This is a genomic window from Robinsoniella peoriensis (genome assembly GCF_000797495.1).
Classification (GTDB): Bacteria; Bacillota; Clostridia; order Lachnospirales; family Lachnospiraceae; genus Robinsoniella; species Robinsoniella peoriensis.
In genome coordinates, this window is the sequence record NZ_JTGN01000003.1 from 487,495 (window position 1) to 508,843 (window position 21,349).

8 protein-coding genes are annotated in these 21,349 nt (G+C 42.3%); all 8 read left to right on the forward strand.

Annotated features, from left to right (window positions below; translation table 11 throughout):
- Nucleotides 1-17 precede the first annotated feature (17 nt).
- The 8 genes from QR40_RS08465 to QR40_RS08500 all read left to right on the forward strand — a co-directional run bounded on the left by QR40_RS08465 (nt 18) and on the right by QR40_RS08500 (nt 21,310).
- Nucleotides 18-1,787, forward strand: a complete 1,770-nt coding sequence (locus QR40_RS08465; RefSeq protein WP_044294324.1) for a sensor histidine kinase — start codon at nt 18-20, stop codon at nt 1,785-1,787.
- Nucleotides 1,784-3,256, forward strand: a complete 1,473-nt coding sequence (locus QR40_RS08470; protein WP_044294326.1) for a response regulator transcription factor — start codon at nt 1,784-1,786, stop codon at nt 3,254-3,256. The genes QR40_RS08465 and QR40_RS08470 overlap by 4 nt, the downstream gene beginning before the upstream one ends.
- A 140-nt stretch (nt 3,257-3,396) precedes the next feature.
- On the forward strand, nt 3,397-4,785 hold the full coding sequence (locus QR40_RS29655; protein ID WP_052430753.1) for an ABC transporter substrate-binding protein: 1,389 nt from the start codon (nt 3,397-3,399) through the stop codon (nt 4,783-4,785).
- A gap of 96 nt (nt 4,786-4,881) precedes the next feature.
- Nucleotides 4,882-5,766, forward strand: coding sequence for a carbohydrate ABC transporter permease (locus QR40_RS08480; RefSeq protein ID WP_027292126.1), 885 nt, complete (start codon nt 4,882-4,884; stop codon nt 5,764-5,766).
- Entirely contained in the window at nt 5,766-6,593 is an 828-nt protein-coding gene (locus tag QR40_RS08485) for a carbohydrate ABC transporter permease (RefSeq protein ID WP_027292125.1), read from the forward strand. Before QR40_RS08480 ends, QR40_RS08485 begins: the two co-directional genes overlap by 1 nt.
- 15 nt (nt 6,594-6,608) lie before the next feature.
- On the forward strand, nt 6,609-9,308 hold the full coding sequence (locus QR40_RS08490; protein ID WP_152614181.1) for a family 78 glycoside hydrolase catalytic domain: 2,700 nt from the start codon (nt 6,609-6,611) through the stop codon (nt 9,306-9,308).
- A 354-nt stretch (nt 9,309-9,662) separates the two neighbouring features.
- Nucleotides 9,663-13,631 carry a diguanylate cyclase domain-containing protein gene (locus QR40_RS08495; protein WP_044294329.1) on the forward strand — a complete coding sequence of 1,323 codons (3,969 nt, stop codon included), beginning with the start codon at nt 9,663-9,665 and terminating at the stop codon, nt 13,629-13,631.
- Between the two features lie 206 nt (nt 13,632-13,837).
- Nucleotides 13,838-21,310: a LamG-like jellyroll fold domain-containing protein gene (locus QR40_RS08500; RefSeq protein WP_044294331.1), complete on the forward strand. Its 7,473-nt coding sequence runs from the start codon at nt 13,838-13,840 to the stop codon at nt 21,308-21,310.
- Nucleotides 21,311-21,349: the final 39 nt, after the last annotated feature.

Genomic DNA, 21,349 nt, shown 5'->3' on the forward strand with positions numbered 1-21,349 from the left:
GAAAGAGGAATTCAAACGTGCTAAAAAATAAATTGGAAAAAACGGTGATTTATACGTATCTGGCAATTCTTATTGTGATCTCTGTCATGATCGTAGTCTTATATCAGTATGTCAGAAAAAGTACGCGGGAAAATGCCATAGATAACCAGAAAGAGGTTACCAGACAGATCACAGATCAGGTAGATACTTTTCTGGATAATATGGACAAGATCGCACTGCAGGTTATGGGAAACTCAATTATCCTTGAGAGCTTTCAGAATACGGATAAAAATGCACAGAATAACTATTTTGATGCCAACCCTGTTTTAAAGGCAAAACTGCAGTCCGTGTTAATGAAGATAAACGGACCAGGTGATGTGGTGGAGAAGATCTGCGTTTATAATGATAATATGGATTATTTAAGCTACGGAGTCTTGAATGAAGATAATAACAAGGTGAAAGAGAGTCTGAAACAGATTCCGGTAAATAGCATAATTGAAAAAATTGATCAGACGAAACACAGTAAGCGGCTGGTTTCCATTCATGATGATTACTGGAGAAACAGTGAAGAGGAGACGGTTTCTGTATACCGAAACTTAAAAAGTACGACAAATGGCCGTAATTATGGACTGATCGAAGTACAAAGACCAAAAAAAGAATTACAGAAGATTTTCGCATTGGAGAACAGCAGTATGAATCTGTTCCTGTTGGACAGTGAAGGTGCACTGATATATTCCAGTGGGACGAAAGCGGATACAAAGCTGCAGCTACTGAAGAATCTGAGTCTGGAGACGGTGGGAATCAGTGAGAAACAAAAAGAGGCAGAGGGAAAGGAACAGCAGTTGATCACCTGGAATACAGGAGAAAACTTTGGGTGGCGGGCAGTGGTGATGCAGTCCGAAAAGAGTCTGCTGAGTTCCCTGGGCTTATTTACGAAGTTTATGTGGGGATTTATTGTGCTTTTGACGGCTGCAAATGTAATTTTTCTATTTGTTGTAATTAAGAAACTTTTGATGCCCTTGAAATTGCTAAATAAATCGGTAAATGAGGTAAGTCTGAATAATTTGTTCCTGCAGATTGATAATGAAAGCCAGATAGATGAGGTAGAGAATATTAATAAGGCATTTCGTGCGATGTTTGAGCGCCTGAACAGTTCTATCGAAAATGAAATTAAATCTAATTTTCTGGCACTTCAGGCACAGATGAATCCTCACTTTCTCTATAATACACTTGCCATTATCAGTGCGGTTGGGATCGAGGATGACAATGAGAGGATTCCGGTATTGTGTGAAAAATTATCGACTATGATCAGATATTCCTCCTCTTATGAGGAACGTATGGCGAAGCTGCCCAGGGAAATTAAATATGTGGAAGATTATCTCTGCCTGATGCGGGAGCGTTATGATGGAAAAGTGGAGTATGAAATTGAGACAGATGGTCGGCTGGAAGATGTTCTTGTGCCTAAAATCAGCATACAGCCGCTGGCGGAGAATTGTTTTAAACATGGATTTGCAAATAATCCATTTCCCTGGCAAATAAAAATTCGCGGGGCAGCCACTGAGAGCGGATGGTATGTGGAGATCGAAGACAATGGGTGCGGGATGACCAGGGAAGAGATCGCAGCGATTGAGGACAGAATTAGTCAGATGGTCCAGAATCCGGTTGAACTGTCACGTTTGTCTATTGGAGGACTGGGACTTGTGAATACAATGGTCAGGTTTCAAATGCTTGACCCGAAAGTTTATTACAGAATTCAAAATCATGATATGGGTGGATTGGTTATCAGAATTGGAGGGGATCTAAATTGATCAAGGTATTAATCGCAGAGGATGAACCGCTTATTGCGAAAGCGTTAGCAAAGCTGATTGTAAAAAGCGGCATGGATTTTGAGGTGGCCGGCATAGCTGCAAATGGCAGGGAAGCTGTAGATCTGTATGAAAAGCATTTACCGGAGGTTGTATTTACCGATATTAAAATGCCCATTATGGATGGATTTGAATTTTTGCAGATATTGAAAGACCGGCAATACGAACCATGTACCATTATACTGTCAGGATTTGAAGATTTCAATTATGCCCGGCAGGCTATTTCTTATCAGGTACTGGACTATTTATTGAAACCCATATCCAAGCAGATGCTCACGGATATTCTGAACAGGGTACGGATTATTTCTTTGCAGAAAAAACAGGAATCAAAGAATAATCTGATTAAGAGCACGCTGGAAAATAAGGGGCGTCAGGATATCATAGACGGAGACTGCATGTTGGCGCTGATTTGTATTGGAGCTTATCCGATGTCACCGGACGACAGTATGCTGCCGGGAGTGAAGGTGTGGAATGAGATAGACCTGGAACGGGATTTGGTTCAAATGGACTGTACAGAGGCTACCAGCTGGGTTTTTAATGGAAACAGCAGCGTTGAGCGTATTTTAATTCTGGAAGCAGCGGATCCGGCACTGCAAAATATGATAATGAAGAATGTCTATAACCGTCTTAAGGAGCAGACAAATCTTCCGGTTACTTTGATGACCCACAGGCGGACAATAGATATTACATCTGTGGGACCTATGTATAATGAATTAAAGGTTACCTTGTACAGCAGATTTATTTTTGGAAAGTCAGCAATGATCTTCTTAGAGGATCAGGTTGTGGTTTATAAGGATAATGAAATCAATGCCATTGTGCAGAAGATATATAAAAAGATTTCTGCAAATGATTCCAAGGGAATAAACGCCAGTTTGAAGGAACTGTTGGAATTCTGCGATCAGAATAACCTCAGCCAGAAGCGGATTTTGAAATATCTGAATATTATACTGGCATATTATTGTGAAAAGTTTCCGTTGGCGCAAATGACGAATATTGACTTTGAATTCATGCTGTCTAATGCAGAGAGCTATGAGAATTTGTACCTGGAAATCACGGAGATGCTCAGAACATCTTTGACGCTGCCGGATGTGACGCAGACGGTTCATCCCCTCGCTTTAAAGATAAAGAGTTATCTGGAAGAGAATTTCGAGAAAAGTGTAACAAATGAAATATTGTCCCGTGAATTCGGCTTTGTGTCTTCGTATCTGAGCAAGATCTTTAAGAACCAGTTCCGTATGACTCCTGGGAATTACCTGATCAAACTGCGTATCAATAAGGCCAAGAGCCTGATTCGGGAAAATCCTGACCGCTTAATTAAAGATATTGCTGATGCAGTGGGCTATAATGATCCCTATTATTTTTCAAAGGTGTTTTATAAAGAAGAAAATATGTGGCCTTCCGATTACAAATAATGGTGATGGTCTGAAACTGTTTATTATTTTCCATCCGGTGTTTCGGATATTACATTTCGTTTAGAAGGTGCTTCAGCTATAATAATACTAAGTCAAGGGACAAACGAACTTGAGAAATTATAATTCAGGGAGGAAATACGATGAAGAACAGAGCAGTTAAAAAAGGATTGAGTATTATTTTGGCGGCAGCAATGGTAACAGGGCTAGCAGGATGTGGTGTATCAGGCGGCGAAGGAAAAGGTTCCTCAACGGAAAGCAGCACCGCTTCTAATACAGAAAGCAGTGCGGATGCAGGAACTGATAACAGTATGGCAGATGACACCGGTGAGACGCGGAAAGTTACCTACATGGTAGGCCAGTCAAACTATATTGAATCAGCCTTCACAAAAATCGCAGATAAAATGAAAGAGGAGAAAGGTATTGAGATAGAATTCCAGGTAACACCCGATTCCCAGGGGACAAATCTCACTCAGACAAAGCTGGCATCGGGCGAAGTACCGGATATTATGCAGTTTAACATACCGGAAAACTATTACATTTATGACGCAGCTAAAAACTTTATCACAATGGATGATCAGCCCTGGGTAGAACGGCTGGCATTTGATAAATCAGAGATCACTTATACAGATGGCCATATCTATGGTATGCCCATAACCGGATTTTCAGGTGTCATGGGTGTGATTTATAATAAGGAAGTATTTAAAGAGAATAATCTTGAGGTACCGAAGACTTATGATGAGTTTTTAAAGGTATGTGAAACGCTGAAGGCGAATGGTCAGATTCCGATCTACATATCCGGCAATGACAACTGGACTATTCAAATTGCACCTATGATTTTTCTTGCAAATGCGCTGAATGACAAAGCATCTGAAACCTATGATATGTTATATAACAATGAACAGTCATTTGCCGGTATCCCGGAATTTAAAGAAGCGCTGCAAAGCTATCAGGATTGGTTTACCAATGGATATACCAATACAGATTATACAGTGGGAACTTTTGAAGATTCCAAAGAAAAAGTTGCGCATAAAGAGGCAGCAATGATTATTTCCGGTGAATATGCAGTTACTGACATCATGACCAAATGGCCGGATGCCCAGATTGGGATGTTTCCCCTTCCTTACAATGATGTAGATAAATTTTTGACCTCTAAATATGTATTTGGTGAAGCAATTCCAAAAGACAGCAAAAATATTGATACTGCATTAGAGGTGCTGAATACCCTGTCCCAACCGGAATATCTGGAGATTTATCTGAGTGCCAATCCGCTTAATTCTCCTTATAAAGATGTGGAAAGTGTAAATATCAATTCTGTCTTAAAAGAAGTCTATGCAGATTATTTTGATTCTAATAAAGTATTGCCGCAGATTGCTGATATGATCGGAAAATTCGGTTCTTTAAACAACGATGTATTCTTCCCGGTATATACCCAGGTAGCCCAGGGCGGAGATATCGATGAAGCAATTGAACAGTTTGACAGCGGAATGCAGGAATATGGTAAAAATGTAGGTGTAGAAGCTTTTCAATAGTTGATTACAATAAGAAAAGTCTCTGTTTCTATCAGGGACTTTTTTTAATACCGGAAAACAGGAAATTTAAGGAGATTTCAGGAAAAGAGGATGAAAATGAAGAGAAAAAAGAAAGCAGCCATGGATATTTACAGTTTCAAGCTGGCTCTTCCGGCTATTGCAATCTATACCTTGATGTTTGCAGTGCCGGTTATACTGGGGGTGTTTACGGCCTTTACCAATTGGAGCATCCGGGATTTATATAATTTTACTTTTAATGGTATCGATAATTTTTTAAAGATTTTTAACGATAAGTATTTCTTCCTGGCAATCAAAAATACTTTTTTATTTGCAGTTGTCACGACAGTTGTAAAAGTAATATTTGCTGTGCTCTTGGCAGTTGCGCTGGTGAAGCCGCTTAAAACAAGGAGCGTGTTAAGAAGCGTTTTCTATATACCAAGTATACTAAGCGGTGTGGTAGTGGGACTTATCTTTACTTCGTTTTTTAAAGCCGATGGTATGTTTGATCAGATTCTGAGATTTTTTGGATATGGCGGCGATATTGTATGGCTTGGAAATGAAGCAACGGCTATGTGGTGTGTGATCTGGACCGATATCTGGAAAGGCACAGGATTTGCAATGATGATATTTATTGCAGGTTTACAGGGGATACCGACGGACTACTATGAAGCAGCAGCCATAGATGGAGCAACCGGATTTAAGCAGTTTTTCAGGGTAACGCTGCCCTTGCTGATTCCATCCTTTACCGTTGTAATTACATCCAGTCTGATTGCCGGATTGAAAGTTTTTGACAATGTCTATGTTCTGACAAATGGAGGACCGGGATTTGCAACGCAGGTTCTGGCAACATATGTCTACAAAAACTATTCTGCGGGATTTCTGGGCAAATCAAGTGCAATGAGTCTGATATTAACTGTGATTGTCTGCGTGTGCACCATAGGGCTGAACAAATTTTTAAGAAGTAAGGAGATCGAAGCATAATGGTAAAGAGAAAAGGAAAATTTAAATTAGCCATATTAGAAATTATGATAATCATAATTAGCCTGATCATTATAATTCCACTTCTGATCATGTTCTTCGGAAGTGTAAAGAACCAGGTGGAGGCAGCACAGTTTACCATTAGTCTGCCCAGTGAGTGGCACTTTGAAAACTTTGCATTTGTAATTGAAACAGGAAAAATTCTGGGATCATTTTTTAACAGTGTGGTTATTACAGGAAGTGCAACTGTAATCGGTGTTTGCTGTGCAGCAATGGCAGCCTTTGTAATTGCAAGAAAAAAGACAAAAGGGGGAGAAAATCTCTATAATTATTTTTTTCTGGGTATGATTGCCCCCATGCAGATTATAACCACTTATCTTATGCTGAATGTTCTGCATTTATCAGGTTCTTTTATAGGAATAATTCTCATATACGTGTCAATTAATCTGCCTTTTAATACATTTTTATTTACCAGTTTTATATCGGGAATACCAAAAGAGATCGATGAGGCGGCAAATGTAGACGGCTGTGGAATCTGGCGTTTATTTTTCACCATTATTATGCCATTGCTCAAACCGGTGATTGCCACGAGCAGTGTTATTTTTGCAATGAATGTGTGGAATGATTTTCAGCTTCCGCTGTATTTTTTAAACAGTCCGTCAAAATATACCATGCCACTTACTATTTATAATTTTTATGGAAAATATTTTAGTAATTGGAATTATGTGTTTGCTGATATGGTACTTACTGCAATCCCTATTTTGATTGTTTACCTGATTGCGCAGAAGTATATCGTAGCGGGTATGACGGCCGGTGCAGTAAAGGGTTGAGTGCATTAAGAATAAGTGATACGAAAGGATAGAAAAATGAAGGCGGTACAGGTGAAGCTGCAAAATTGTGCAGTTCAGGCAGGAATAGAAAGAATGCCTGTAATAAAGTGGGAATATAGCCAGAAAGATGCGGGGTATGAGCAGAAGGCATATCGTATGATAATCAGCGAAGGTACAAAAAAGGTATATGATTCAGGAACAGTATATAGCAGCTGGCAAAATGGATTGGAGGCAGATTTCCCGATGCATACCCATAAAAAGTACCAAATCATTATTGAAATCACAGATAACACTGGTTATAAGGAAAAAAGTGACCCGGCGTATTTTATAAGCGGAATCTGTGGCCAGTCTGACTGGCGCGGGAAATGGATATCCAATCTGACTAAGAAACCTTTTTTCACAGGGACGAGGTTCGATGTGGGAAAGGAGGTCAGTGCGGCTTACTTATCGGTGTGTGGTTTGGGGCAGTATGAAGCAGTCATAAATGAAAAAAAGGCAGGCAGTTCTGTTCTGAACGGCTCGTGGACAGATTTTCATAAGCAGGTACATTATCAGACTTATGATGTTACAGAGCATTTATGTTCCGGAGAAAACAACATTTCTATAGAGGTGGGAAATGGCTGGTATATTGCCGATACCTCAGAAGACAGACATTTTTATACCCTGAATCATCGCTATCAGCCATATGGTAAATATCTTACCTGTATGGTGCAGATGACAATCTATTTTGCAGATGGAAGTCAGCAGAATGTATGTTCAGATGGAAACTGGTGGACAGCACCAAGTCCAGCATTGCTTGCAAATGTTTATGGCTCAGAGGATTATGATGCGGGGAAATGGAGCGGATACAGTGAATTGTATCATCGGACTGGGAAAGAGAAGGCAGTGGAAATGAAGGAGGAAGATCTTCCAGGAGGACACCTCACCCCAATGTTATATCCCCCGGTAATAGTAAAAAAAATTTATGAAACACGGAAGATTACAGAACAGGGAAAAAATTGTTATGTATTTGATCTTGGTCAGAATATGTCCGGTCAGTTTGAAATTCATGTAAAGGGAAAGAAAGGTCAGAAAATAAAAATCACGCCTGTTGAGAAGATAAATGCAGAAGGAAAGTGTGAGAAAACAACAGAAACCTGGTGCAATTATATCCTGTCCGGCGGTGGAGAAACAGAGATCTGGCGTCCGAAGTTTTCGTATGCAGCCGGAAGATGGATTATGGTTGAGGGGGTAACAAGAAAAAAAGATAATGACGTCCTGCCCTGCATCATTGATGTAAAAGGTTATTTTGTAACGTCAGCGGCTGAAGATACGGGATTTTTTTCCTGCTCTGACAAACGGTATGAACAAATACATGATCTGGTAAAAAGGGCAGTGGAAAGCAATCTGAACCATATACATACAGACTGCCCCTCCATTGAAAAACTGGGCTGGCTGGAACCAAACCATCTGATGGGTCCTTCGATCATGTATCTCAAAAACGTGGATACCCTGTGGGAAAAAATTTCCGCTGACATGAGAGCGGCACAATATGAGGATGGGGAGAGAGATCGGGACACCGGCTGTTTTCCTCATGAATACTCAGCCGGGCTTATACCATCCATAGCGCCAAGATATGCGAAATTTATTACGGACTGCGGGGAAGGCAGCTTCTGGGATATTATTCCCTGGGGCAGCAGTATTCTGTTAGCGGCGGATATCCAGAATCAATTTTATGGAAATAGCAGAGTGATCAGAGAAAACTATGCGGCAGCTAAAAAATATGTTGATTACCAATATCAGAAATATCAGGATTATCCTTCTATTTATCATCATTCCGGCAGTGAACATTTTATACGTCACGGACTGGGGGACTGGGGAATCCAACAGAACAAAGGAGAATGCCGGGAGAATCTGGAGACAGCATTTTTATTTAAAGATCTCTGCCTGCTTTCCGAATTTTCCTTTATTAACGGAGACCGGGAAGCGGGAGTGGAATATCAGATAAAAGCTTCCGAAGTGAGGGATGCTTATAATAAAGCGCTTTTGAAATACGATGAAGCCAGTGACCAATGGTTCTACGATGCTTTTGATTGCAAAGATAAAAAGATAACTCAGGCAAATCAGGCAATCCCATTGTATTTTGGCATGGTGCCTGAAGATAAGAGAACCCTGGTGGAGAAAAGCTTACTGCAGGTTACCGGGAAAGGCAGATTTTGTTCAGGAGAAATCGGACTGCGCTTTATATTCAGAACTCTTGCCGGCCTTGGAAGGAATGATCTGATACAGGATATGATAATGCAGGAGGAGCATCCCAGTTACTACAGGTTTATCCAACAGGGAGAAACAACACTGCCGGAATTCTGGCGGGATGATGCCAGAAGCAGGAACCACGACATGATGGGACAGATTGTGGAATGGTTTTACAGTGAAGTGGCAGGCATTACATCAAAAGATGGTTTTGGCAGCATTCGTATTGCGCCTCAGCTTGTGAAAGATCTAAAATGGTTAAACTGTGAATATCATGCAATAACAGGAAAGATACAGGTTCGTTGTGAAAAAAGAGCAGAAACCTGTTATATGGCAGTTACGGTTCCGGTTAATACACATGCTGTGATCCATCTACCCCAAATATATGACAACATGGTTTATACCTGCAGCCAGCCGGATGTCCACGTCCAAAACGGTGTCTGCCATGTTCCGGGGGGAGTTTATGAGTTCTGGTCTCATCATTGAGACAATCTGAGCTTTGGTGCCATAAGGTGTCATAATTGAAAGAAAATGATAGCTTCGTTATTATATTTATCCAGCATCCATGAACAGCTTTTGTTCATGGATGCTTTTTCTGTTGTATTGGGGTTTAGGTGATGAATGACGCTTTGTAGATGTAGGGCTTACCGCAGAACTGGCAGTTTCTAACCTTCCTGGAGCTTTTCACGACTATGAGGGCAGCAGATGGTGTTACTTTGCTTTCTGACGCAGAACACAGATGATACAGGGGTTGTACTATTTCAGATAATTAGATATAATATGATAAAGGCGGTTTTCTTGTATACATAATAAGATAAATTATATCTACGGAGGCAAAAGATGATTAGAACAATGGAAGAAAGTAGTATGAAATCTCAGAATATCACAGATGATTTTCGGGTTGGTATTGTAAAATGCAGGAAGGATGAGTATCTTTCCATTAAAGAAGTGAATAAGGGATTTCTCAGACTATTCGGATATAAAGTTGCGGATTTGGAAGAATGCTTTGGCAGTGGGCTGGTTAACATCATTCATGCTGATGACAGGCAAAAATTACTGCTGAACATTAAAGAATCAAATCAGAATAAAGATAGAATTGTCTGCTGCTGCCGTATGGTCTGTAAAGATAGAACCTATCTGTGGGTACAGTATTTCGGACAGAGTATCAAAGATGTAAGCGGGGAAGAGATCATACTTGGAATGATCACAGAGAGGATCATGGATCAAGAGGAAGCGAAAGGATTCCTTCACACCAAATGTGGAGTCGGTCCTTTCCTGAAGGATTTAGACGTGGCTTCAGAACAGTCAGAAGTCATGATTTTTGAGTGGGACGTAGTCACGGATACCATGGCATATTCCAGTGATTTTCAAAACAGTGCGCATATAATCCGTGAAATAAGCAGTCATCTGGTGTCATCACATTATATTCATCCCGATGATAAAAAGGTATTGATGAATCTACGCGAAAGTGTAAAGCAGGGGAAATTATATTCAACTTCAGAATTTCGTATCCGGAACGAGAAAAATGAGTACATCTGGTATCGGATTCATGCGATCACACAATATGACAGTGATGAAAAACCTGCCAAGGCGGTAGGGATGATGTTCTGCATTAATGAGGAAATGCAGGTAATAGAGCAGCTGCGCGCCAGGGCAGAACGAGATGTACTGACCGGGCTTTATAACCGGGAAGAGACGGAAGAGAGGATCAAACGGCATTTGCAGGGAAAACCGGCTAATTCTTGTGCTCTGTTGATGATAGACACCGATAATTTCAAACAGATAAATGATACGAAAGGACATATGCTTGGTGATGTAGTTCTCTCAGAGCTGGCAGCCTCGATGAAGAACCGCATGAGAAAAAGCGATATCGTAGGGAGAGTCGGCGGAGATGAGTTCATCATATTTATGAAAGATATCGCATCAAGGGAAGCTGCCAGTAAAAAGACGGAAGAATTACTGCAAGGGTTCAGCCATCTGTTTAAAAATGAGAAGATGGCGGTTCAGATTACCTGCAGTATTGGAATTGCTGTATACCCGGAAGATGGGAATGAGTTCAAAACATTATACCGCCATGCTGATCAGGCATTATATCAGGCAAAAATCCAGGGTAAGAACCAATATGTGATGTACGACTATCAGCACTCATATCAGATTGAGGAAGCAGGTTATTCAAACCTTGTCACTGCTATTGATTCTGAGATAAAGTCATCAGGGCAGCAAAGTAATGTTTTATCTGATATCTTTAAAATACTCTATAGAACGGAGGATACAGAACAGGCAATTAATCTGACCCTGGAGATTGTTGGAAGGCGATTTGATGTGAGCCGCGCCTATATTTTTGAATCTACAGAGGATGGAAAATATCATTCGAATACTTATGAATGGTGCAATAAAGGAATTAATCCGGAAATGGAGAATCTTCAAAATATAGATGCCAGCGAGGCTGGAGATTACAAGACAATGTTTGACGATAATTCTATTTTCTACTGCAGGGACACCCATTTGCTGCCCACCACACAGAGGGAGCTGCTGGAAAAGCAGGGTATTTATTCTACGCTGCAATGTGCATTCTGGAAAGAAAAGGAATTTGCCGGATTTGTAGGGTTTGATGAATGCACAGGTTTACGTCTGTGGACCCGGGAGGAAGTTGACGTACTGTCTATGGTTTCCCAAATGCTGACGACCTTTCTGCAGAAAAAAAGGGTAATGGAGCGGAATGCAGAAATGGAATTACAGATGCGTACTATACTGGATTCCCAGTCTTCCTGCATTTATATCGTGGAGAAGAATACTTTTGCACTCCTATTTTTAAACTCAAAGGCAAAGGAGTTTCGACAGGGTATCCGGCAGGGAGAATGCTGTTACAGTGTATTATTTGATAAAAAGGAACCCTGTGGGTTCTGCCCGCTCCTTGAGGACCGGGTGTGGGAAGGTAAAATGGCAGAGGACAGTATACATTCAAAAATACATGCATCTTCCACGAAATGGTTTGGAAAGGAGGCATATCTTGTTTCATTCCGAATTGAATCGAATGCAGCATTACTCAATACCCGGCAGGATATGGAACATCATATTACTGCGGAAAAAAGTATCGTGGATTGTATCCAATGTCTGACTTCCTCCGAGTATCTGGAAGATGCCATTGAATACGTTCTCGAAATTGTACAGGATTATTATCAGTCGGACAGGGTATACATTATTGAGATAGATGAATCAATGGGAGTGGTAAGCAATACTTATGAGATTTGTGCAGAAGGGGTTGAGCCCCAGATTAATATGCTGCAGAACGTTCCCCTTGAGGCGATTACTTTCTGGATGGAGCAGTTTGAATTAAAAGATTACATTAACATAGAAAATGTTGATGAACTGGGAGATGAACGCCACCTGGAATTTGAGATATTAAAAGAGCAGGGAATCAATAGCCTTATGGCGATACCCCTCTATGTAAAGGGGGAGATGAAAGGCTTTTTAGGAATCGATGATCCGAAGATACACAAGGAAAACTTTTACTATCTGAAGGAACTCAGCTATTTTCTTGAAAATGAGATTTCAAAAAATTCACTGAAAAAGAAATTGGTTAAAATGAGCTATCAGGATTCTATGACGGGACTGGAGAATCGAAATAGCTATATGACATATTGTGATGATTTTTTAGAAAGCCATCCCGCTCCGGTAGGTGTGGCATTCATGGATATCAACGGATTGAAAAAGCTGAATGACTTAAAAGGACATCTTTGCGGGAATATGCTGATTAACCATATCGCAGAGAAGATGAAAGAATTTTTTCCAAAGGAGCGTTGCTTTCGGCTTAGCGGGGATGAATTTTTAATTGTTACGCAATCCATGTCTTATGATGAATTCCGAAAACAATTAACCGGTTTGACAGAAAGCCTGACGGAAGATGGACACAGTTCAATAGCTATAGGAACAACCTGGAGTGATGTGGAGGCCGACCTGATTGATTTGGTGAATAAAGCGGATCGGCTGATGTATATTAACAAACAGGATTATTATAAGGAAACAAAAGATATCTCAGTTACAAAGATCCCTTTACTTCGGGGGCTGTTGGAGTCTATCCTGAATAACGAATATCTGATTTATCTCCAGCCGAAGCTTAATGTACAAACGGGGAAAATAGACAGTGCGGAAGTCCTGGTACGTTATCGGGAAAAGGATGGCACGATCTCTTCCCCTGCTAAATTCATACCAATGCTGGAAAGTGAAGGATTAATCTCAAATATAGACTTTTTTGTGATGGAAGAAGTGTGCAGGCTGCTGACTAAGTGGAAGGCTGCGCACTTATCAGACATGAAATTAGCAATCAACTTTTCCAGAATCACCCTGTTCGATCATCATTTTCTAAAACAATTCCAGGATATCTTTGAACGATATAGCTTAAGGCCGGGGCAACTGGAGGTGGAAGTAACGGAAACCCAGGAAACTTTGAATAAGAAGCTGATGGCACGATTACTGGATGAACTTAGTAATCGGGGATTTCGTATTGCTTTAGATGATTTTGGGGTTGAGTATTCTTCTTATGAATTTTTGCTCATGGCAAATTTTAATCTTCTGAAGATAGACAAAGGCATTGTTCAAAGGTACGGAGAGACAAAGAAATGCGAAACTTTAATGAAACACATCGTTGATATGGGGCATGATCTTGGCATCAGCTGCTGTGCTGAGGGTGTGGAGACGGAAGAACAATTTCACTTTATAAAATCAATTGGCTGCGATTATATACAGGGGTACCTGATTGGGAAGCCGGTATCTATAGAGCAGTTTGAAATCAAATATTTGGAAAAATAAAAACTATGGTGTGCCAGGCTTTTCGAAGCCTGGCATTTTAAATTCCCCCGGTAAAAAAAATCCCCCTAAACAAGTAAAATACCTCCTCACAGTTTGAAGCAAATGATTGCTATAATGTGATTATATAAAGTTTCCGGAATCAGAAGTATGAAGTACCCTGAGAGATCAGTCTTAAAAAATGGAAACTTATAGAAGGAGGAACAAGGATGAAGAAAAAGATTTATGGTTTGAAACGCTGGCTCGCATTGACGCTGGCAAGCTCATTAATCTGTACCCTGGTGCCGGACATCGACACACTGGCAGCTGCTTCCGGGCCCAATGCAGAGGAGGGAGCCGTGACACAGGGGGCTGCAGAGGAACCCTGGATTGCATCACCTTATGTTAATGAGAAAGGAGAAGTGGTAGAAGGGCTTGAAAATGCAGTCAATGGAAAGCGCCATTGGCTGGAAACGGATGAATCTCTGCCGGTTACAGTGACGGAGGATAGTGGTAGCATTACAATTGGAAACAGCATTGTTGAACGCCGCTTTCAGCTTCCCGGGGAAGGCGGAACTGAATTTTACACAGACAGCTACAAAAATCTGTATATCGATAAAGAGATGATGGATGGGGAAACAGTAATGCCGGAAATTTATCTCGGATTATATGATAAACCTTACCGGGAGGTATACAGTGATGAAGGAATCAAAATACATAGGGATTCAATTGCATCTGCGGACAATACGATAGAGATACCGGACAGCTGTATCAAAGTGGATCCGGATTACTACTATGTAGGAGGAACCCAAAATAACAACACCTTTGTGTTTGACGGATATACAATCAGCGAAAGCTGTGAAAAGCCCTTTGAATGGACTTCTAACGAAATCTTCGGAGATCCGGCGGCGAAGGAGTGGCCGCCGAAAGGAAAACACCTGGAGTTTAATTTTTCAGCACCAGACTCATTTCCGGAATCCTATCAGGGAATAAAAATAAAAATTATCTACGAAATGTACGACAATATCCCCGCAATGAAAAAGCGTGTGGAGATCGTAAATGAAGGAGACAGCCAGATTATGATTGGGCGGCTGGCACCGGAAGTAATCAATGGAAATCAAAATATGGATGATCTGCTGGCTATGGAAACCACATACACCTGCGGAGATCAGAGCACACTCCCCATTAACCGCCCGCTTCCCTGCAAATGTGACCTGGAAAAAGAGGGAAGCCCATTTCTGGGACTTCAGGATATCACCCACAGCTGTTATGAAGTCGGACCGGCTTACGAACTGGCAAAGGGAGAATCCATGATCGGGTTTGATACCTATGAATTCGTACACAGCACCTACTGGTTTGAATTGAAAATGCGGGAACGTCTTGGTATCTACCGCACACTGTTTCCGTGGATCACAGATAACCCGCTGACCCACCATAATACAGGGAGATTGACAAAGGAAGTCATTGATCATGCAGCAGAAGCTGAATTTGAAATGATCATACAGTCTTACAGTGCTCCGGATGAATCCAAACAGATGCTTGCCCGGGATCAGGCAACTCTGGATAAGTACAAAGAGCTGGTGGATTATGCTCATAGCAAGGGAATTGCAATCGGAATCTACCAGGCACAGTACACGAGAGGACAGTACAGCCAGAATAAGGAGTATGGTACAAACGCAGAAGGACAGTGGGGTGCCTCCATGTGTCTGGCATCCGCAGCCTTTGATGATTATTGGGATAATTTTAAAAATTTTGTACAGTATACGGGGTTGGACTGTGTGGAGATTGACGGTACCTATCCTGGAAACTACTGTAACTGCGGGGAACAGCACGTGAACAAGGATAAGGAAACGGATCCGGCGAATCCGTTAGATGCAGATACTGGAAAAGCATCAAAATACAAATTCCACAACGGTGTCTTTGATTCCCAGGTTAAGCAGTGGGAAAACGGAGTCCGTATGATGTGTGCAGAATTCCGTGATATGGGTGTATTTGTAAAAGTGCCTGCATGGTATTACTTAAACGGTGCCAACAAATGCGGTATCGGATATGAAGAGGCAGCCTGGAGCCAGCCGAGACAGGAGCAGCTGCTGTATGGCCGTCAGCTTATGCATAATGCTTCCTATGGCAGAACAATGTCCATGAGCTGGTCTCATGTACCGTTTGCAGAATATCACGGCGGCGGCGGGGACGCAGCGTTCCAGCCTTTCAAAGAGAAGAAGGAGGACTATAACTGGGTGATCGCCCAGAATATAGGGAACGGAGTCAATTCTGATTTCCGGGGACCGGCATTATTTGACGATGGAACACAGGATGTTCTGAACAAGTGGGTAGAATTTTACAAACGTTACCGTGGGATTGTAAACTCCGATATGGTTCATATTTCCCAGGCGGCCTATGATGCTGCAGGTACCAACCGGCAGCGTGGCGTTAAAATGGATACTTTATACCATGTCAATGCAATGAATGATGGGGAAAAGGGGCTCTTATGGGTATATAACCAGACCGATGAGAAGAAAACCGAAGTAATCAGTGTACCGATGTATTATACCGGGCTTGCAAAAGAACTGAATTATCCGCCGGTGCCGCTGAAAAATTCTATGGGAAAAAATGTCCACAGATATGGCGCTTATCCGCCGAACTACAGCTGGCTTCCCCAGTCTGAACCGAATTACAGACAGCCGGATGCCCTGGCTGGTGATTATGGGCAGGCAGTCTTTATGCGTGAAGGAGTTCAGGAGAAAGTATTGTCCATTGACTCTAACGGAAATGCACAGCTGGAAGTGACTTTGCCGCCTATGAGTTTTACTTATTATAGTATTTATAATTCTGAGGAAGCGCCAAAAGTCAGCCTGGAGGTTGGAAAGGTGACCGAACTGACCGCTCAGGAGGCAACCGAAAATTCGGTAGTGCTTGACTGGGATAAAGATGTTGCCTTTAAGATGATCGAAAACGGTATTGAAATTGAAAAGCCGACAGTTACGGTTGACAGCTATATGGTATACCGGGACGGCGAGCTGATCGCACAGACTATGGAAAATACATACGAAGACACTTCCCTGGTGGAGCAGAAGAACTATGTTTATACGGTAAAGGCAGTCGCAAAAGGTGTGGAAGGCAGCTTAAGTGATCCGGTTTCCGTAGATACAAAAGCAGATAACAATGCACCCCAGGTTACAAAAGTGGAAGCGAGAAGTGATACGGTCATTGAAGTTCTATTTAATGAGGCAGTAGATACTAAGACCGCAGAAAATATCGGAAATTACAGTGTCTCAGATGGCATCAGTGTGAAGGAGGCCCGGGTTGAGGAAGCGAAGGTTACGCTGACGACAGATACGCTTTCCATGCTGCAGCCGTACACCATAAAGATAGAAAATGTCTGTGATGCTTCTGCGGCAAAGAACCAGATGGAAGTACACAAACAGAAAATCATCTACGGCTACATTGCCAAGTTTGGATTTGAAAAAGCAGGTGAAGGGCTGATTACGGATGCGTTCGGCAATTATACCGGAAAAGCCAGTAATATGGAAACACTGGAGCAGACCTACGGCTCCGCAGCAAGACTGAAAGAAGAAAAAACTTCTTATGGTAATCTGGGAAGCGGACTGCTAAAGGGGATGGACCAGTACTCTATGAGCCTTTGGTTTAAGACCGATTCAGAGAAAAAACAGATTTTACTGAGCCAGGGGCAGGAAGGAATTCCGGCAGACGATCTGACACTTACGGCGGAGTCGGGAAGCCTGAGCTTCCATGCCAGTGATGCAGACAGTAAAGAAGTTGCACTCAGCGGCGGAACCGTTCTCCCCGGAAAATGGAATCTGGCGGTGGTTGTAAGAGACGGACAAACGTTTACGCTTTATTTAAATGGGGAAGCTGTGGACACGAAGACAGCTGACATTGGTGTAAATGACACCCAGAATGCTTTACTGGCCGGTGCCATGAGGAATAATGCAGGCGGTGACCGCGTGAACTATTTCAGCGGCGATATCAGCGAAATATCATTATATAATGTATCTCTGCAACAGTCAGACGTAACACTTTTGGAGCAGTCGGGATTCGTTGCGTTCAGTGCAGCTGCGGACTCAGCTAAGTCATTGGATGAGCGCCTTTACACAGAGGAGAGCTACAAACCGCTTGGAGATATCATTCAGGAGATTGACAAAATGGATCCGGTAAGCATAATGCCGGCGGAGATTGTTGATTTGATGAAACGTATGCAGGAAGCGATGAATGGTTTAACTCTAAAAGACAGCAATAAGTCGTTAACGGCACTCTACCATATGGACGAGGCTAAGGGAGATGTTATTTCCAATGCGGTGCAGGGTTATAATGCCGGGTTCATAAATGGACAGTATATGCGTATAGCTACACCTTTCGGACGTGGTGCCTATATGTATGAAAAAAATCAGAACTATATCTCCATTCCGGATTCTCCCATTGCAGGGCTGGATACGTTTAGCGTACAGGGATGGTTTAAGCCCCAGTTATTTTTAGACAATGAGGTTACGGATACCGAAGATGATTTTACCCATGTCAGAGGAACTCCAAAACAGGTACTGCTGTCAGATCAGGGCGGAAATATGGTGCTTTCACTTCAACAGAGAAAACTGGTTCTGGAAGTTTCAGACGGCGCACAGACGCAAACTCTGAAGTCCGCAGATGAATTTGCAATGGAACAGGTAACAGGCGGAGAATCCCGTCAGGCATGGAACCATTTTGCAATTACCCGCAGCAAAGATACCTTTACCCTCTACTTGAATGGAAATAAAATGGGAGAGGTCTCCCAGCAAGGTGTTGACACAGGAAGATCCTTAACGATAGGTGCGAAGATAAATGATGAAAAGGTCAGGGAACTCCAGTACAACGGCCTGGTGGATGAATTTGCTTTCTATAGTACAGCGCTTGGACAGGATGATATAAATGCTTCAGCAGAGGCAATTCCGTTCCGGAAATCAGAGAGGGAAAACCTTGCGCTGAATAAGACACTGAACAGTGACGGAATGACAGATCCAAAAAGGCTGAATGATGGTAAAGTATTGGATTATGCAAGTAAGGATACTCCCTGGACGGCACGTTCCAATGGTACATCGGATGGTCTGAAATACCAGATTGATCTGGAGGCTTTGTATGACATTGATACGGTTTCCCTTACACAGTTCTTCCGCAATTATAATAATGAAGAATTGAGAAGATATCGGGATGTGGTAATTCAGATATCCACAGCCAAGGATTTTGCACCTGAAAATACAACAACAGTCCTCAATACCGATTCGGATAACAGTATGGGGTATGGGGCAGGTACCGATCAGACTTTCTATAGCTTTGAATTAGGCATTGATTTGATTCTTGATAAACCGGTAACGGGACGATATGTACGCCTGATAAACAGCGGATTCTATGGACTTAGCGGAAGCTATTCCGGATATGTTAATGTATCCGAGCTTGAGGTTTACGGCTCAAAGGCTGCAGCCAGACCGGAGATCAAGGTATCAGCTGATGACGTGAATCTGAAAGTTGCTGGAGACAGAGAATTTGTAAAAGTTACCACTGATCTGGATACAAACCTGGCCGATTTAACCGTTCATTCCCAAAACGAAGAAATAGCAGCAGCAAACTGGAGTAAAGCGGATGGCCTGCAGATCAACGGAGTGGGAAAAGGGAACACGGATATTATAATAACCCATCCAAAGGACAGCAGTATCACAAAGGTTATTCACGTAACCGTGGAAGGTCTTGAGCCGGATGCTGTTATAAATGATGATAACGAAGCAATTGTGTATAACGGAAGCTTTACTTATTACAGCGGCAGGGGCGGTGATCCGGATGGCGTTACAGAGTATAACAGAGACATCCACTATGGAAATCTAACAGGTGATTCGGCAGAATATACCTTTACCGGAACCGGAATTGATATTATTACAACGGTTAATACCGATGGCTGTCTTCTGGGCATTACCATAGACGGAGAGGCACAGAATGATGTCAATACCCTGATCCCAAATGAAAGATATTTTAAACGGGCAAACCAGATGTGCGTATTCAGCAAAACGGATCTGTCTTATGGGGAACATACAATACGACTGGAAAATAAAGGCGGAAATATCACAATAGATGCACTGCGCACCTATGCTGATGAGGACAAGATTGTGGATAAGACCCAGTTACAGCAGGTGCTGGAAACAGCAGAAGCTTATATTCCGGATGCTTATACAGAAGTGAGTTTTGCCGTACTGGAAGCAGCTATTGCAGAAGCAAAAGCGGTTTATGAAAATGAATATGCGGATCAGGACGCAGTAGATGAACAGATTGGAAAGCTTCAGGATGCAATTGCACAGCTGGAAAGTATATTGGCGGATCTGACGCAGTTACAGTCCTTATACAATGCAATTGAACAACTGGATACGAGTATCTATACAGAAGAAAGTGCAGCAGCATTGAAAGAAGCAATGAATAGAGCAGCCGAAGTTCTGAAAAAAGAAAATGCAACAAAGGCAGAAGCAGCCGAGGCTGAATCCGGATTGCTGGTAGCGTTGGCAGGACTGGATAAAGTGGAAACGGAGCCGGAACCGGAAACGGATAAATCACTGGCGAAAGCTTTATACAATGCATACAAAGAACTGGATCTGTCCGGTTACACAGATGACAGTGCGGCTGTATTCACAGATGCACTGGAGGCATTACAGATAATGATTGACAAAGAAGACGCAGCGCAGGAAGAGGTAGATGCTGTTATAGCAGATCTTCTGTCCGCAGCAACAGCACTTAAGGTACAGCCGGAAGATCCGGAGGTACCGGAAATCGAGACAGACTTCTCGATGCTGAACGTTCTTTACCAAGCATATGCCGGACTGGATACCGGAAAGTATACTAAAGAAAGTGCAGAGGCTTTCCTTGCAGCACTTCATCATGCAGAGGAAGTACTGAATAACCCAGATGCAGACCAGACAGCAGTGGATGAAGCRGCAGCAGCACTGGCAAAAGCAGCAGCAGAATTAACAATAGAGCCGGARACACCAGAGATCACAACAGATAAAGCRACTTTAAAAGTGCTCTATAGTGCCTATGCGGGACTGGACACAGCGAAATACACCCAGGCCAGTGCCAATGCACTGAAAGATGCCGTTGCCCGGGCGGGAGCTGTATTAAACAATGCACAAGCAACCCAGGAACAGATWRATCAGGCGGCATCCGGGCTGATGGCAGCAGCAACCGGACTGGAACTGAAACCGGTGAAACCGGAAGAGCCTCCCAAACCGGCAGCACCTGYACTGAAAAAAGGCCAGATACTTACTTATAAAGGAMTCCGGTATAAAGTGACCAAYCCAACACCGGGCAAAGCAACTGTATTAGYAGCCGGGGCTTCYAACAGRAATGTAAAGAAAGTAACTGTTCCATCAACGGTAACGTTAAAAGGAGTRAAATGCAAGGTAACCAAGATAGGGCAGAAATCCTTTAAGGGTTACAAGAAGCTGGAACAGATTACCATCGGTGCAAATGTGACTGCGATTGGACAACAGGCATTCTATGGAGACAGCAGACTGACATCTATTACCGTTAAATCAAAGGTACTGAAGAATGCATACAGCAAGTCACTGAAGGGAATTTCTTCAAAGGCAAAGATTAATGTTCCGAATTCAAAAGTGAAAGAGTATAAGAAAATATTTAAGAACAGAGGACAGAAGAGCAGCGTAGAAATTAAATAAAATCCAGCAGCACAAGCTAGTACAGCATTGCGCAATGCT

Coding starts and splice junctions, on each gene's coding strand:
- QR40_RS29655 (WP_052430753.1), top strand. CDS start 3,397: ATGAAGAACAGAGCAGTTAAAAAAGGATTGAGTATTATTTTGGCGGCA.
- QR40_RS08495 (WP_044294329.1), top strand. CDS start 9,663: ATGATTAGAACAATGGAAGAAAGTAGTATGAAATCTCAGAATATCACA.
- QR40_RS08485 (WP_027292125.1), top strand. CDS start 5,766: ATGGTAAAGAGAAAAGGAAAATTTAAATTAGCCATATTAGAAATTATG.
- QR40_RS08480 (WP_027292126.1), top strand. CDS start 4,882: ATGAAGAGAAAAAAGAAAGCAGCCATGGATATTTACAGTTTCAAGCTG.